The following is a 14,563-nucleotide window of genomic DNA, read 5'->3' on the forward strand; positions in this document are numbered from 1 at the left end:
TCAGCCGGCCGGACGGACGACGAGGTCCGTCAGGTGGGCGTCGCGCGTCGCCGTGACCGCGGCCAGCACCGTCGCGGCCACCGACTCCGGACGCATGAACCGCGTCCCGTCGTACGTGCCGCCCTCGTACGCCACGACCTGGCGCTGCATGTCGGTGTCGGTGCGTCCGGGGTGCACCGAGCACACCCGCAGGTCCGGCTCCTCGCCGCGTAGCGCGTCGGCGAACGCCCGCAGCGCGAACTTCGAGGCGGCGTAGGCGCCCCAGCCCGGGCGGGCGGCGAGACCCGCGCCCGAGTTGACGCACACCACCGTGCCGCGGGCGGCCCGCAGCGCCGGCAGCAGCAGGCGCGTCAGCTCGGCCACGGCGACGACGTTCACCTCGAACTGCCGACGCCACGTCTCGACGTCGGACTCCGCGACCGTGGCGAGCATCCCCACGCCGGCGGAGTGCACCAGGACGTCGAGCTCGTCGATCCGCTCGGTCGCGGCCGCCAGGGCGGTCGTGTCGGTGAGGTCCACCGGCCAGGGGAGCGCCCGGTCACCGAGTCGGGCGGCGACCGCGGAGAGCGCCGCGGCGTCCCGGCCGCCGAGCAGCAGGTCGTGGGTGGGCGCGAGGGCGGTCGCCACGGCCGCGCCGATGCCGCGCGAGGCGCCCGTGACCAGGGCGAGAGGACGCTGGGAGCTCACGCCGACGACCCTAACGACGCAGCGCGCCTCCGGTTCACACCTGGATCCGGACGATCCACCCCTCCGTGTGCTCCGGGGACGGATCGCGTCACGACCACGGTATCGCCCCGTTGGGCAGGGCATCTCTCCGGAGCACGGAGGGTGACGAGCACCGGCGTGGCGTTTCGTTCCCCAGCTGGCCCACGCCCGCTCGTCGGGGGCTGCCCCGAACGGTCCCCGGACGACCCGGCGCCTCGCCCCACGAGGCGCCGGGTCAGCTCACCGGGTCACGACGACCGTGTCGCCGACCGACAGCGTCCGGAAGAACCGCTTCGCGACCGCGTCGGACAGGTGGATGCACCCGGCGGACTGCCGCGACAGGCTCCCGGTGTGGAAGGCGATGCCGCCGTGGAAGAAGACCGACCACGGCATCGGCGCGTCGTCGAACTCGCTGGAGCGGTGGTCGGCGTCCTTCCACGTCACGTGGAACGTGCCCGTCGGGGTGCGCTCGCCCGGGCGGCCGCTGGTGATCGGGGCGCTCGCGACGACCTCGCCGCCCTGCACGAGCCACGCGCGCTTCGCGGAGAGGGAGACGCAGGCTCCGTCGCCGTCGATCGAGCAGGGCATCGGGTGGGCGGAGGTCGACGTCGACGTGGTCCGCGTGGCGGTTCGCGTCGTGGTCGACCGGGCGGTGGTCGGGCGGGTCGTGGTCGGCCGGGTCGCGGTGGTCGACGGCGCCGAGCCGGCGTCCGCGAGGACCGGCACGACCGGCGGTGCGACGGCGAGCGGCGCGGCCGGCGTCGAGACCGTCGCGGGCCGCTCGAGCGACACGTCGGTCAGCGCCAGGCCCGTCGTCACCCCGAGCGTGCCCAGGGCCATGACGGCCGCACTCGCGGCTCCGAGCCTCGTCATCCGCATCGTGGCCCCCTGACCTCGTCCCGAGCGTTGTGCCCGGGACATCGCAGGACTGGGCCGAGTGCGTTAGCCGCCTACCCCGAAGGGATGATCTCGGTCGACAGAGCGAGGGTGCTGTCGGGCCGGGTCCGTCGCTAGGGTCGGGCCGTGGCGGATCTGGTGGTGGTGGGCGCGTCCCTGGCGGGTCTGCGGGCGGTCGAGGCCGTGCGCAACGACGGGTGGTCCGGGTCGATCGCCCTGGTCGGCTCCGAGGAGCACCTGCCCTACGACCGGCCGCCGCTGTCGAAGGAACACCTCGCCGACGACGAGCCGGGCGACCTCACCTACCGCGAGCGCGAGAAGCTGGCCGAGCTCGACGTGGAGCTGGTCCTGGGCGCCCCGGCGGAGGCGCTGGACCTCGAGGGCCGCACGCTCACCGTCGGCGGGCGCGACCTCTCGTGGTCCGGACTGGTCGTCGCCACCGGCGCCCACGCGAGGACGTTGCCCGCCTCGGTGTGCGACCCGGACCTCCGCGGTGTGGTCACGCTGCGGACCCTGGACGACTCGCGGCACCTGCGGGACCTGCTGCGCGACGGGACCCCGCGCGTGACCGTGATCGGCGCCGGGTTCATCGGCTCCGAGATCGCCGCGGTCGCGCGCAAGCGGGACCTCGAGGTGACGATCGTCGAGGCGCTCCCGGTGCCGCTGGTGCGCGGGGTCGGCGAGCGGATGGGTCGCGCGCTGACGGCGATCCACGAGCGGCAGGGCACGACCGTGCGCACCGGGGTCTCGGTGGAGAAGGTCACCGGGAACGGGCGCGTCGAGTCGGTCGTCCTCGCCGACGGCACGGAGATCCCCACGGACGTCCTCGTCGTCGGCATCGGCGCGGCCCCGAACACCGGGTGGCTCGAGTCGTCCGGGCTCACGATCTCCGACGGCGTGGTCGCGGACGCGACGCTGCGCGCCGCCCCCGGCGTCTACACCGCCGGCGACGTGGCGCGCTGGCCGAATGCCCTGTTCGACGACGTCCTGACGTCGCCGATGCGTCTGGAGCACTGGACCTCGGCCTCCGAGCAGGGCGCCCTCGCGGCACGCAACGCCGTCGACCCGTCGTCCGCGAAGGAGTACACGACCGTCCCGTACTTCTGGTCGGACTGGTACGACAGCCGTATCCAGTTCGTCGGCGTCTCCCGCGCCGACGAGGGCCGCCCCGAGGTGGAGACCGAGATCGTCATGGGCTCCGAGGACGACGGCGCCTTCGTCGCGCTCTACCGCAGCGGTGACCGCCTCGTCGGGGCGCTCGCGGTCGACAAGCGCGCCGAGGTCATGCAGTACCGCCGGCTGATCCTGAACCGGGCGAGCTGGGAGGACGGGCTGGCGAAGGCCGAGGAGCGCCGGGAGCGGGCGGCCAAGAAGGCCGCCGCGTCGTGAGGACGCCGGGCGTCGACCACCTGGTCGTCGCCACCTCCGCGCTCGAGACCGGCGTCCCGTCCCTGACCGACCGGCTCGGCGTGGGTCCCTCGGGGCCGGGCCGACACGAGCGCTTCGGCACCCACAATGCGCTGTGGAACCTGGACGACGGCGCCTACCTCGAGCTGATCGCGATCGACCCGGAGGCCGCCGCGCCCGGCCGCCCGCGGTGGTTCGGGCTCGACCGGTTCGCGGGCCCGACGCGCCTCGTCCACTGGGTCCTGCGCCGTGCCGACCTGCGCGCCCCGTTCGTGCCCGAGCACGGGGCGACGTCGCGCCTGGCCCGCGACGACCTCCGCTGGTCGCTCACCACACCCGTGGACGGTTCGTTCCCGGTCGACGGCTCCGGCGTCTGGCCGTCGCTGATCGCCTGGGACGGCGCGCACCCCTCGTCGGGACTCGGCCACGACGGGCTCGCGCTCCGTCGCCTCGTGCTCTCGACGCCGTCGGCCGACGCCCTGCGCGCCCGGTTGGTCGAGGCCGGGCTGACCGGGCACCTCGGCAGCCGCGTGACCGTGACGCCGGGACCGGTGGGGCTGCGGGCGGAACTGTCGACGCCGGGTGGTCCGGTCGTCCTCTGAGCCGCGAAGCGCGTTGCGTGCCGCACACGGCTGGAGGGTGAAGCGTCGGGCCGCGGGGGCGTTGCGTGCCGCATACGGACGACGGGCGAAGGTCGGCCCGGATCGGCGTTGCGCGCCGCATACGGACGACGGGCGAAGCGTCGGGCCGTGGAGGCGTTGCGCGCTGCACACGACTGGAGGGTGAAGCGTCGGGCCGCGGGGCGTTGCGTGCCGCATACGGACGACGGGCGAAGGGTCGGCCCGGATCGGCGTTGTGCCGCACACCGTCGCGGGCACAGGGTCGGAGCCGCGGTGCGCCGCGACGTCGTGCGGGACGCAACGCGCTTGCCGGGCGGTGCGCCCTCGGTCGGCCGTGTGCGGGACGCAACGCGCTTGCCGGGTGGTGCGGCCCCGGTCGGCCGTATGCGGGACGCAACGCGCTTGCCGGGCGGTGCGCCTTCGGCCGGCCGTGTGCGGGACGCAACGCGTTCGCCGGGTGGTGCGACCTCGGCCGGCCGTGTGCGGGACGCAACGCGCTTGCCGGGCGGTGCGCCCTCGGTCGGCCGTGTGCGGGACGCAACGCGCATGCCGGGTGGTGCGACCTCAGTCGGCCGTGCGCGGGACGCACACGCCGAGCAGCTCAGCGGAGCAGACCGACGACTGCCGCGCCGACGAGGCCGCCGCTGGTGAGCGTGAACGAGACGATGCTGAGCACCTGGAACCACGGCCGGGTCGCGGCACGGGGCGAGAAGGCGAGCGGGAGGAAGAGGGTCGGGTTGACCCAGGTCCCGATCACGATCGCCACGGCCAGCCACGTCGGCAGGCCCGGCACCGCGAGCCCGACCGCGATCAGGATGATCCCCATGATGACGTAGTCGAGGTGCGCCTGGAGGATGCGCCGCGGCTTGCGGACGCCCGCCCGCTCCACCAGCTTCGGCGTGATCATCGTGGCCGCCACCGCCCACCCGAGCACCGCGCCGAACGCCAGCTCCACGAGACCGATCCGCGTCAGTGCGTCCACGGCGGTGATCCTGACCTAGGTCAGACCATTCCGTCGAGCAGTGCCGTCAGACCGGTCCGGAACACCCGGTCGAGGTCGTAGGCGTACGGCCCGGCCCGGCGGATCGCGGGCCCGGCGAGGCGCGACATGCCCCGCGCCGTCGCCGGATCGTGGTCGATCCACCAGTCGGCGTCGACCCCGGTGTCGGCCTCCGCGTCCCGTTCGGCGGCGAGCGTCATGGCCATCCCGCGGACGTACCCGACGAGGACCATGTAGAGGTCGAAGCGGCGCTCGGCGTCGGCGACCACGCTCTCGAGCGCGGTCAGGTCCCACTCCGCGATCGCGAGCAGCGCCGGCACCGGCTGGGGCCGGTGCAGCGAGATCGCCCGCGCCGCCCAGGGATGCCGCGAGTACACCGCCCACTGCCGGTGGGCGGAGACCTCGAGTCGCGCGCGCCACCCGGCGTCCACCGCGACGGACGGCCAGGGCTCGGCGTCGAACACCTCCTCGAGCATGGCCATGACCAGCTCGTCCTTGCCGCGCACGAGCCCGTGCGCACTCATCGTCGGCACCCCCAGCTCAGCGGCGAGGCGCCGCATGGAGACACCCGCGAGCCCGTCCGCGTCGGCGATCTCCACCGCCAGCGCCACGACGTCCGCGCGGTACGGGCCGGTCCCGCGCGGTCGGACCCGGCGTCGGGACGGGGTCCGCGACGCGACCACCGTCCCGACCCGCGGCACGGACTCGACGAGGCCCTCCTCGCGCAGCAGCGCGAGGGCGCGCGAGGCGGTCGCGGAGGCCACGCCGAAGTCGGACACGATCGCGCGGACCGACGGGAGCCGGTCGCCGGGCGCCAGGTCGTCGACGCGGGCCCGCAGCGCGGCGGCCACACGCCGGTACGGCGGCTCGTCGCTGTCCCCGCTGTCCTGCGACACGCTGGTGCTCCTCCCCGTCGGACGGGCACGGTCGCCGTCGTTCGTACACCGTCCGAGAGCACACCGGGAGTCCCCGTGCACGTCCTCGTCTCCGGCGCCGGCATCGCCGGTTCGACCCTCGCCCACTTCCTGACGCGCGCCGGGCACCGCGTGACCCTCGTCGAGGCCGCCGCCGCCCCGCGGCCGGGCGGGCAGGCGGTCGACGTCCGCGGTCCCGCGCTCGAGGTCGTGGACCGCATGGGCGTCGGCGCCGAGCTCCGCGCCGCGGCCACCGACATGCGCGGGATGTCCGTCGTGGCCCCCGACGGCACGGAGCTGGTGAGCACGACGACCACGACCCTCACGGGCGGCCCCCTGGACTCACCCGACGTCGAGATCCTCCGCGACGACCTCACGAACCTGCTCGCCGGCTCGGTCACCGACGCGGAGTGGGTGTTCGGGGACCGGGTGGTCGGGATCGACGACGACCGCGTCCGGCTCGCGAGCGGGCGGACCGAGCAGGTCGACGTCGTCGTCGGGGCCGACGGCCTGCACTCCGGGGTGCGCCGCCTCGTGCTCCCCGACGCCGAGCTGCGCCCGCTGGGCTCGCAGCTCGCCGTCTTCACGATGCCCAACGTCTTCGGTCTCGACCGCTGGCAGGTGTTCTGCCGCTACCCGGACGCGATGGCGGGTGTCTACACGGCGCGCGACAACGCGGAGGTGCGGGTCAACCTGGGGTTCGAGGACGACGAGGTCGACGACCACCGTGACCTCGACGCGCAGCGCCGGCGGGTCGCCGCGGCCTTCGCCGGGAGGGAGTGGTGGATCCCGCGGATGCTCGAGGGGATGGGCGCGGCGCCAGACTTCTACCTCGCGCCGATGACGCAGGTGGTGCTGCCGCGGTGGTCCGCGGGGCGCACGGTCCTGCTCGGCGACGCCGCCTGGTGCACCACGCCGCTGTCGGGCCAGGGCACCACGCTCGCGCTGATCGGGGCGTACCTGCTCGCGCACGAGCTCGGGGCGCGCCCGGTCCCGGAGGCGTTCGCCGCGTGGGAGGAGCGGCTGCGCCCGGTCGTCGAGGCCGACCAGCGCCTGGCGGTGGAGAACGCCGAGCGGGTCGCGGCGATGGCCGAGGACCTGGCGTCGGGCGACGCGGTCGCGGCGATCGGCGGGGGCGACGAGCACTGGTCGGCGACGAGCGCGGCGACCTCGCTCGAGCTGCCGTGATGCCGGTCAGGCGCCCCGGGCGGTGCGGATGTGGTCGAAGATCAGGCTCGTGACGGTGCCCGCGACGTCGCGGTGACCGTTGAGGGTCGCGACCAGGTCGCGCAACGCACCCGTCCCCGCCGTCGCGACGTGGAGGAGGTAGTCGTCCTCGCCGGCGACGAAGTAGACGTCGCGGACGGCGGGGAGGCGGCGCACGAGCGCGGTGAACTCGCCGAGGCGGTCGCGGGCGTCGCTCTGCAGGCGCACCGAGATCATGGCCTGGAGGGGGAGGCCGACGGCCGCCGGGTCGACGTCGGCGTGGAAGCCGCGGATCACCCCGCGTTCGCGGAGCGCCCGGACGCGCGTCAGGCACGTGGACGCCGCGATCCCCACCTTCTCGGCGAGTGCCGCGTTCGTGATGCGGGCGTCGGCCACGAGGTGGGTCAGCAGGGCGCGATCGACCTCGTCCAGCGGCCGCAGATCGTTCGGCGGTGGCTGCGAACGGACCACGGGATCATCGGGAGCTTCACCCACAAGCGCAGGTTACAGAAGCTTCTTCACGTCGCTACCGCCCGAAACGCAGGACGTTCATCATGGTGGGAGGACACGACGACGAACGGAGGACGACCATGAAGGTCGCGGTGCCCACCGAGGTCAAGGACAACGAGTTCCGGGTGGCCCTGACGCCCGGGGGTGTGCGCGAGCTGGTCGCCCACGGCCACGAGGTCACGGTCCAGGAGGGCGCGGGCACGGGTTCGGCCTTCGCCGACCACGAGTACAAGGAGGCCGGGGCCCGCCTCGTCGCCGACGCCGACACGGTGTGGGGCGAGGCCGAGATGGTCGTCAAGGTCAAGGAGCCGGTCGCCTCGGAGTACCACCGCCTGCGCCCCGACCTGACGCTGTTCACCTACCTGCACCTCGCCGCGTCCCGCGAGTGCACCGACGCCCTGCTCGACGCCGGGACCACCGCGATCGCGTACGAGACGGTGACGCGGCACGGCGCGCTGCCGCTGCTCGCGCCGATGAGCGAGGTCGCCGGGCGGCTCGCGCCCCAGGTCGGCGCCTACCACCTGATGCGCTCCCACGGCGGGCGCGGCCTGCTGCTCGGCGGGGTCCCGGGCGCGCCGGCGGCGCACGTCGTCGTCATCGGCGGCGGGGTGTCCGGCGCGGCGGCGACGCAGATGGCCGTCGGGATGCACGCCCGCGTCACCGTGCTCGACAAGAACCTCGACACGCTGCGGGCCCTCGACGCGCGCTACGCGGGCCGGGTGCAGACGCTGTACTCGAACACCGACAACCTCGAGCGCGCCGTGCTCGACGCCGACCTCGTCGTCGGGGCCGTGCTGGTCCCGGGCGCGAAGGCGCCGAAGCTCGTGAGCAACGAGCTGGTGTCCCGCATGAAGGCGGGCGCGGTGCTCGTCGACATCGCGATCGACCAGGGCGGCTGCTTCGCCGACTCGCACCCGACGACGCACTCCGACCCGACGTTCGCGGTGCACGACACGCTCTTCTACTGCGTGGCGAACATGCCGGGCGCGGTGCCGAACACCTCGACGCACGCGCTGACGAACGCCACGATGCCGTTCGCCCTCGCGCTGGCCGACCGGGGCTGGCGGCAGGCGCTCGCCGACGACGCCGGGCTGGCCGCGGGCCTCGCGACCCACGCCGGCGAGCTCTACAGCGCCACCGTCGGCGAGGCCCACGACCTGCCGGTCGCGTCGCTGGGCTGACGCGGGGCGGGCACCGTCCCGCGGTGGGCCCGGGCGCGGCGGTGGTGCGCGTCGGTCATGCCGCGCAGCGCCGCGGCGGTCGCGCTCGCGGCGTCGACCGAGGCGAGGTCGAGCACGGTGACGATGCCCGCGGCGCGGAGGGTGAGGCGACCCAACCGCCCGCCCTCGGCCCGCGCGCGGGTGCTCGCGTCGACCTCGAGGGTGTCGTAGCCGACGACCGTGTGGAACCGGCCGTCGCGCAGCACGACGCGGTCGGGGAGGAACGCGATCTCGCGCCGCGCCCCGGAGAAGGTGGGCACCGGGAGGTCGGCGCGCAGGTGCCGGGGCCCGTCGGTGCGCCGGGCCACCGGGCTGTGCGCGCGCCGGCCGGCCTCGGCCCGGACCTCCCAGACGGCGGGCTCCCACGACGTGGCCGCGCAGCGCAGCCGCTCCCAGGTCGCGACCAGGTGCTCGTAGCGGGCGGTGCGGTCCCGGTCGGCCATCTCGTGGGTGGCGACGACGGTGCGGCGGGCCCGGTCGTGCAGGGCGGTCACCGCGAGGACGACCCCCGTCGCGACCAGGCCGACGAGCAGGGTCAGCACCGGCAGCGGGGACGGCAGGTCGGCGACGGACGGCCCGACGAGCACGGTGGCGACCGCGACCGCGACGAGGGCCCCGGCACCGACGAACGGCGCCCGGGCGCGGGCCGAGGCGGCGAGGTCGAGCCCGCGCCGCAGCCCGTCGAGGCCCGTCGGGCACAGCTCGCCGCGCGCGTCCGGGCTCGCCAGGTAGTGCGCGCCGCCGGCCTCCAGGCAGGCGTGGTGGCGGGCGCGTCGGGGACCGCGCAGGGTCGGTGCGGCGTCCGGGACGGTCGTCACGGTCGGCCTCCGCTCGTCGGGGACTCGTCACCGTGTGTCGCCGTTCAGCCGCAGATCGTTACGGCAGGTGGCGTCACCCGATCGGCTGTTCGGCGCAATCTCCCCGGCCGTGGCCCTCAGACCGAGAGGCGCCAGCCCCGGGTGTCCGGCACCCGCCCGAACTGGATGTCGAGCAGCTCGGCGTGCAGGGCGAGCGTGCGCTCGCCGGGCGTGCCGTCGCCGACGACGACGTCGCCCGCCGTGGAACGGAACGCGACGATCGGGCTGATCACCGCGGCGGTCCCGGTCGCGAAGACCTCGGTGATCGAGCCGTCGGCGCACCCCGCGCGCAGCTCCTCCACCGAGATCGGGCGTTCCACGGCGGTCAGCCCGTGCCCGGCCGCCAGCTCGAGGACGCTGCGCCGGGTGACGCCGTCGAGGATCGTGCCCAGCGGCGGGGTCACCAGCTCGCCGTCGGCGGTCACGAGCAGGACGTTCATCGTCCCGGACTCCTCGAGCCAGCGGTGCTCGCGGGCGTCGAGGAAGAGCACCTGGTCGCAGGCGTGCTCCTTGGCGAGCGCCTGCGCGGCGAGCCCGGCCGCGTAGTTGCCGCCGCACTTCGCGTCGCCGGTCCCGCCGGGGGCGGCCCGCGAGAGCGTGTCGGAGATCCACAGGGTCACGCCGGCCTCGCGCCCGGCGAACAGCGGTCCGGCCGGCGAGGCGGTGACCAGGAAGCGGGCCTCCTCGGCCGGGCGCACCCCGAGGAAGGCCTCGGTCGCGACGGTGAACGGGCGCAGGTAGAGCGACGCGGGCGGCTCGGGCACCCAGGCCTCGTCCGCCCGGACCAGCGCCGTGACGGCCTCGACGAACGACTCGGCCGGCAGCACCGGCAGGGCCAGTCGGCGGGCGGAGTGGGCGAAGCGGGCGGCGTTGAGGTCGGGCCGGAACAGGGCCACGGACCCGTCGGGCTGGCGGTAGGCCTTGAGCCCCTCGAAGATCTCCTGGGCGTAGTGCAGCACCGCCGCCGCGGGGTGCAGCGTCAGCGGCTCGGCGGCGCGCACCGCCGTGTCGTGCCAACCCTCGCCGGCGGTCCAGGTCGCCGTGGCGACGTGGTCGGTGAACACCCGGCCGAACCCGGGGTCGGCCAGCAGACCGTCCCGCTGGGCGGCGGGGGTGGGGTTCGCGGTGGCGACGTGGGGGAACCGGGCCTGGGCGATCGGACGGCTGCTCACCCTCCGGAACGGTGGCAGATCCGTCGCCGCGATTCGACTGGCACGTCCGGGGTAGTGGCAGGAACGTGACCGCCACCGACGACGAGCGCGACCGCGACGCGCAGATCGACCGGTGGCTCGTCGGGCGCGCGCGCGACGGCGACCCGGCGGCCTACGAGGAGCTCATCCGTCGTCATCGGGACCGCATCTACCGCATCGCGCTGCGGATCACCGGGGACGCGGCGGACGCCGACGACGTGACCCAGGAGGTCGTCATCCAGCTCTGGACGGCGCTCGCCGGGTTCGCCGGCACCTCGGCGTTCACCACCTGGCTCTACCGTGTGGTGGTCAACCGCAGCCTCGACCACCGCCGGCGGCACCGTCCGCAGGTCGAACCCCGGGAGTCCGACCTCGCGCCGGTCGCCGGGCCGGAGCGCTCGGTGGTGGCCGGGGAGGCGGTGCGGGCGGGGCTCGCCGCGATCGCGCGCCTCCCCGAGACCCAACGGGTCCCGCTCGTGCTCTGCCAGATCGAGGGCCTGTCCTACGCCCAGGCCGCCGCGATCACCAAGACCTCCGAGGCCACCGTGCGCGGGCGCCTCGCCCGCGCCCGCGCGACCCTGCTCGCCGAGATGAGGAGCTGGACATGACCGAGACCCTCGCGTGCGGCCGCGCCACCGCGCCGCTGGTCGAGCAGGTCGCCGAGGGCCGGGGCCAGGTCCTCGACCCCCACCAGGCCCGCTGCCCGCACTGCCGGGCCGCCCTCGGGGAGATCGAGCGGCTCTGGGCGCCGGTCCGCGCGGTCGCCGCGGAGCGCCCGGAGGCGCCGCCCTCGCTGGTGGAGTCGGCGCTGCGCCGGGTGCGCGGGTCGGGCGGCGACGTCGAGTACGGCCGCATCGAGACCCCGCAGGGGCACACGCGGGTGGCCGCGCGGGTCGTCGTCGCGCTGGCCCGCCACCTCGCGGCGCAGGTCCCCGGGGTCGAGGTCGCGCTCGGTCGGCTGGCCACGGAGGGACACCGCCCGGCCGGCGAGCTCGTGCCCGACGTCGAGGCGGGGGTCGCCGGCGGGTCCACCGCCGTGCAGGTCACGCTCGCCGCCGCGTACGGGCAGGACCTGCAGGCGCTGGGGGAGCGGATCCGGACGGTCGTGGCGCGCGGGGTACGCGAGGTGACCGGGCTGGAGCCGGTCGACGTCACGGTGCACGTGGACGACGTCTTCGACTGAGCCCCGGGTCCGAACGGGTCATGTGGGTGACACCGCCCGCGATCACGGGCAGGATGGGTGAACACTCAACGAGCTCGGAGGGGATCGGGCGATGGCCACGGTCGACGTGCGCCGCGCGACCGCACGCGGCGTGCTGCACGGCGCGCCCGGGGTCGAGTCGCGGCACTCGTTCTCCTTCGGGGCCCACCTCGAGGAGGGCAACAGCCACTTCGGCCTGCTGCTCGCCCACCACGAGGACCGCATCGACCCCGGCGCCGGGTACGACGACCACCCGCACCGCGACACCGAGATCGTCACGTGGGTGCTCGAGGGCGCCCTCGCGCACGACGACGACGCGGGCCGCTCCGCGCGCGTCACGCCGGGGACGGTGCAGCGCCTGTCGGCCGGGCGCGGGGTCGTCCACTCCGAGCGCAACGCCGCCGGTGACGAGCCGGTGCACCTGGTCCAGATGTGGCTGCTGCCCGACGAGGCCGGGACCGAGCCGGTCCACGAGACCGCGGACGTGTCCGCGGCGCTCGACGCCGGCGGGCTGGTCCCGGTCGCCGGGCGGGGCGCCGCGGCCGGGCTCGGTATCGCCGATGCCGTCCTGCACGTCGCCCGACCACCGGCGGGTGATCGTCTGGACCTCCCGGACGCGCCGTACCTGCACGTCTTCGTCGCGCGGGGGGAGGTCGACCTCGGTGATCACGACGACCGGGACGACCTCGCCGCGGGCGACGCCGCCCGCATCGCCGAGTCCGACGCGATGTCCCTGACCGCCCGTACCGACGCCGAGGTCCTCGTGTGGGAGATGCACTCCGACCTCGCCACACCCGAGGAGAGCGCGTGACCACCACCGAGTCCGAGACCCCCGAGCCGACCCGCAACGAGTACGAGCGCACCGAGAAGGCGTCGCTGATCTCCGAGGAGCAGCGCCGCGAGCTCGCCGAGATCCGCGACCGGGTGCGCGCGGAGTTCCTGTTCTCCAAGGAGAAGCGGCCGAAGAGCTACGGCCAGGGCGTGCACCACGTCGCCCTGATCTGCGCAGACGTGCGGAAGACCACGGAGTGGTACCAGAACGTCGCCGGGTTCCCGGTCACGGTGCTGTTCGAGAACCGCGACCTGGCCGGCTCGACGCACTTCTTCTTCGACGTCGGGAACGGCAACCACCTGGCGTTCTTCGACCTGCCGGGCGTCGAGCCGGGGCCGTACCAGGAGGTGCTCGGCGGGCTGCACCACCTGTGCCTGTCGGTGTCCGAGGAGCACTGGCACGAGATCAAGGGCCGGCTCGACGAGCGCGGGATCGAGTACATGCTCGAGTCCGGGACGTCGATCTACACCTTCGACCCCGACGGCGCGCGCATCGAGTTCATCCACGACCCGCTCGGCCGGATGTACGGGCACGACACCATGTGACGGTGGATCCGAGTGGTGAGCGCGCCGCGATCGTGCGGGCCCTGCAACGGCTGACGGCGTCCGCGCGGCACCTGTCCGACGCGTTCGCCGCCCGGCAGGGTCTGCACCCGACCGACCTCGAGGCCCTGCTGCACGTCATGCAGGCCGAGTCGCAGGGCGCGCCCCTGACGGCGGGTGGGCTCGGTGAGGCGCTGGCGCTGACGTCCGGGTCGGTCACCGGTGTCGTCGACCGGCTCGTCGCCGCGGGCCACGTAGCCCGATCGCGCGACGCGTCCGACCGGCGCCGGGTGCTGCTCGTCCACGCCCCGGAGGCCCGGGCGGTCGCCGAGGACTTCTTCTCGCCGATCGCCCGGCTCTCCGGCGCGGTGATGGACACCTTCGACGACGCCGAGCTCGCGACGGTGCGCCGCTACCTCGAGGCCATGACCGACGCCGTGACCGAGGCGCGCCAGGGCTGAGTCACGGGACGATCTGCACCTGGTCGCCGGGCGCGAGGGTGTCGAAGAACCGTTGCGATGCGGCCCGGTTCAGATGGATGCAGCCGTTCGAGGCGATGCCCGGGCTCCCCGCGTGGAATGCGTACCCGGGCTTGAAGAACACCGAATTGGGCATGGGCGCGTCGAATGCCTGGCTCCAGTAGTTCTTCACCTTCTTCTGCACCGTGAAGGTGCCCGTCGGCGTGGCCGCCCCGGACTTCCCGCCCCGCGCCGCGAACGGCCCCGCGATCACATGACCGGCGCCGTCGGTGAGCCACGCCTGCCGGGCCGAGAGGTCCATGCAGGCCTTGGCGGTCGGTGCGCAGGGCGTCGCCGAGGTCGTGGCGTCGGCGATCCCGGTGCCCAGGCCGAGGGTCGCGGCGACGGCGACCGCCGTGGCGCCGAGGCGGGTCAGAATGCGACGATTCCGCGCTGGGACATTCTGCTCGGCCACGGCGATCAGCTCCTCGGTGTGGGGCCCGTTCCCTGAGGAACGTCTTCCCCACCTACCGCGGGACCATTCCACCGGGAATTCCCCACACCTGCGGTGATCGGATCGTTGCGGAATCGTCGTCGATTCTCCGTCACCGGTCCGTCGTCAGGCGACCGCGTGCCGACCTCGGTCCCCGGGGTGGGGCAGGTGGTGGCGGACGACGGTGACCCCGACGTCGTCGAGGTCGCCCTGGTCGAGCTCCTGGCGTCGACGCTCGGCGTCGAACAGCGCGGTCGGGCCGTCGAAGGGCCCGTAGGAGTCCAGCGCCCCGGTCGCCGGGTCGGCGACGAGGACGACGTAGGCATCGCAGGAGTCCAGGCGGTCCTCGAGCCCCTCCTGGTCGGCGAGCACGTCGTCGACGAGATCCTGCACGGTGCGGGTCGCGGTGAACCGGGTGGTGTCGCCGACACGGTCGGGCGCGCGGTCGTCCACGGTTGGAGCCTTCCCCTCGGTCTGACTGCGGACGCTTCCCGACCCCGACATCGTTCGG

18 protein-coding genes are annotated in these 14,563 nt (G+C 74.7%); 9 read left to right on the plus strand and 9 right to left on the minus strand.

Annotated features, from left to right (window positions below):
• A complete protein-coding gene (locus QRT03_RS07690) occupies positions 1-687 on the minus strand; it encodes an SDR family oxidoreductase (protein WP_286051945.1) in 687 nt (228 codons plus the stop codon).
• Positions 688-945: 258 nt separating this feature from the next.
• Entirely contained in the window at positions 946-1,578 is a 633-nt protein-coding gene (locus QRT03_RS07695; RefSeq protein WP_286051946.1) for a L,D-transpeptidase, read from the minus strand.
• A gap of 150 nt (positions 1,579-1,728) precedes the next feature.
• Here QRT03_RS07695 and QRT03_RS07700 point away from each other — a divergent pair, with 150 nt between their 5' ends.
• Positions 1,729-2,991: an NAD(P)/FAD-dependent oxidoreductase gene (locus QRT03_RS07700; protein WP_286051947.1), complete on the plus strand. Its 1,263-nt coding sequence runs from the start codon at positions 1,729-1,731 to the stop codon at positions 2,989-2,991.
• The gene (locus QRT03_RS07705; protein ID WP_286051948.1) at positions 2,988-3,611 is read left to right on the plus strand and encodes a VOC family protein; all 624 of its coding nucleotides are present in this window, start codon (positions 2,988-2,990) and stop codon (positions 3,609-3,611) included. Before QRT03_RS07700 ends, QRT03_RS07705 begins: the two co-directional genes overlap by 4 nt.
• A 619-nt stretch (positions 3,612-4,230) precedes the next feature.
• Here QRT03_RS07705 and QRT03_RS07710 read toward each other — a convergent pair.
• Together QRT03_RS07710 and QRT03_RS07715 are read right to left on the minus strand one after the other, a co-directional pair.
• Positions 4,231-4,611 carry a hypothetical protein gene (locus tag QRT03_RS07710; RefSeq protein WP_286051949.1) on the minus strand — a complete coding sequence of 127 codons (381 nt, stop codon included), beginning with the start codon at positions 4,609-4,611 and terminating at the stop codon, positions 4,231-4,233.
• A 20-nt stretch (positions 4,612-4,631) separates the two neighbouring features.
• Positions 4,632-5,525: a GntR family transcriptional regulator gene (locus tag QRT03_RS07715; protein ID WP_286051950.1), complete on the minus strand. Its 894-nt coding sequence runs from the start codon at positions 5,523-5,525 to the stop codon at positions 4,632-4,634.
• A gap of 75 nt (positions 5,526-5,600) precedes the next feature.
• On the opposite strand from QRT03_RS07715, the gene QRT03_RS07720 reads away from it, so the two are divergent.
• Positions 5,601-6,731 carry an FAD-dependent monooxygenase gene (locus QRT03_RS07720; protein WP_286051951.1) on the plus strand — a complete coding sequence of 377 codons (1,131 nt, stop codon included), beginning with the start codon at positions 5,601-5,603 and terminating at the stop codon, positions 6,729-6,731.
• A 6-nt stretch (positions 6,732-6,737) separates the two neighbouring features.
• Here the strand turns inward: QRT03_RS07720 and QRT03_RS07725 are convergent, their stop codons facing one another.
• On the minus strand, positions 6,738-7,220 hold the full coding sequence (locus QRT03_RS07725; protein WP_286051952.1) for an Lrp/AsnC family transcriptional regulator: 483 nt from the start codon (positions 7,218-7,220) through the stop codon (positions 6,738-6,740).
• 119 nt (positions 7,221-7,339) lie between these two features.
• On the opposite strand from QRT03_RS07725, the gene ald reads away from it, so the two are divergent.
• On the plus strand, positions 7,340-8,440 hold the full coding sequence (gene ald, locus QRT03_RS07730) for an alanine dehydrogenase (protein ID WP_286051953.1): 1,101 nt from the start codon (positions 7,340-7,342) through the stop codon (positions 8,438-8,440).
• Here the strand turns inward: ald and QRT03_RS07735 are convergent.
• Positions 8,386-9,297 (minus strand): hypothetical protein, encoded by a 912-nt coding sequence (locus tag QRT03_RS07735; RefSeq protein ID WP_286051954.1) that lies wholly within the window; start codon positions 9,295-9,297, stop codon positions 8,386-8,388. The two genes, ald and QRT03_RS07735, sit on opposite strands and share 55 nt — an antisense overlap.
• A 116-nt stretch (positions 9,298-9,413) precedes the next feature.
• Positions 9,414-10,508: a branched-chain amino acid aminotransferase gene (locus QRT03_RS07740; protein WP_286051955.1), complete on the minus strand. Its 1,095-nt coding sequence runs from the start codon at positions 10,506-10,508 to the stop codon at positions 9,414-9,416.
• Positions 10,509-10,573: 65 nt separating this feature from the next.
• Between QRT03_RS07740 and QRT03_RS07745 the strand changes: the two genes are divergently transcribed.
• The 5 genes from QRT03_RS07745 (at position 10,574) to QRT03_RS07765 (ending at position 13,562) form a co-directional block, all read left to right on the plus strand.
• Entirely contained in the window at positions 10,574-11,134 is a 561-nt protein-coding gene (locus QRT03_RS07745) for an RNA polymerase sigma factor (RefSeq protein ID WP_286051956.1), read from the plus strand.
• A complete protein-coding gene (locus tag QRT03_RS07750; protein ID WP_286051957.1) occupies positions 11,131-11,709 on the plus strand; it encodes an Asp23/Gls24 family envelope stress response protein in 579 nt (192 codons plus the stop codon). The genes QRT03_RS07745 and QRT03_RS07750 overlap by 4 nt, the downstream gene beginning before the upstream one ends.
• 91 nt (positions 11,710-11,800) lie before the next feature.
• Entirely contained in the window at positions 11,801-12,538 is a 738-nt protein-coding gene (locus tag QRT03_RS07755; protein ID WP_286051958.1) for a pirin family protein, read from the plus strand.
• On the plus strand, positions 12,535-13,104 hold the full coding sequence (locus QRT03_RS07760; RefSeq protein ID WP_286051959.1) for a VOC family protein: 570 nt from the start codon (positions 12,535-12,537) through the stop codon (positions 13,102-13,104). The genes QRT03_RS07755 and QRT03_RS07760 overlap by 4 nt, the downstream gene beginning before the upstream one ends.
• Positions 13,105-13,106: 2 nt before the next feature.
• Positions 13,107-13,562, plus strand: coding sequence for a MarR family winged helix-turn-helix transcriptional regulator (locus QRT03_RS07765; RefSeq protein WP_286051960.1), 456 nt, complete (start codon positions 13,107-13,109; stop codon positions 13,560-13,562).
• 1 nt (position 13,563) lies between these two features.
• On the opposite strand, the gene QRT03_RS07770 is transcribed toward QRT03_RS07765, so the two are convergent.
• Both QRT03_RS07770 and QRT03_RS07775 read right to left on the minus strand, forming a co-directional pair.
• Complete coding sequence (locus tag QRT03_RS07770; protein ID WP_286051961.1) at positions 13,564-14,034, minus strand: L,D-transpeptidase; 471 nt, start codon at positions 14,032-14,034, stop codon at positions 13,564-13,566.
• A 144-nt stretch (positions 14,035-14,178) separates the two neighbouring features.
• Positions 14,179-14,505 (minus strand): hypothetical protein, encoded by a 327-nt coding sequence (locus tag QRT03_RS07775; protein ID WP_286051962.1) that lies wholly within the window; start codon positions 14,503-14,505, stop codon positions 14,179-14,181.
• Positions 14,506-14,563 lie beyond the last annotated feature (58 nt).

Origin of the sequence: Actinomycetospora termitidis (genome assembly GCF_030286555.1) — a bacterium.
GTDB classification, from domain to species: Bacteria; Actinomycetota; Actinomycetes; order Mycobacteriales; family Pseudonocardiaceae; genus Actinomycetospora; species Actinomycetospora termitidis.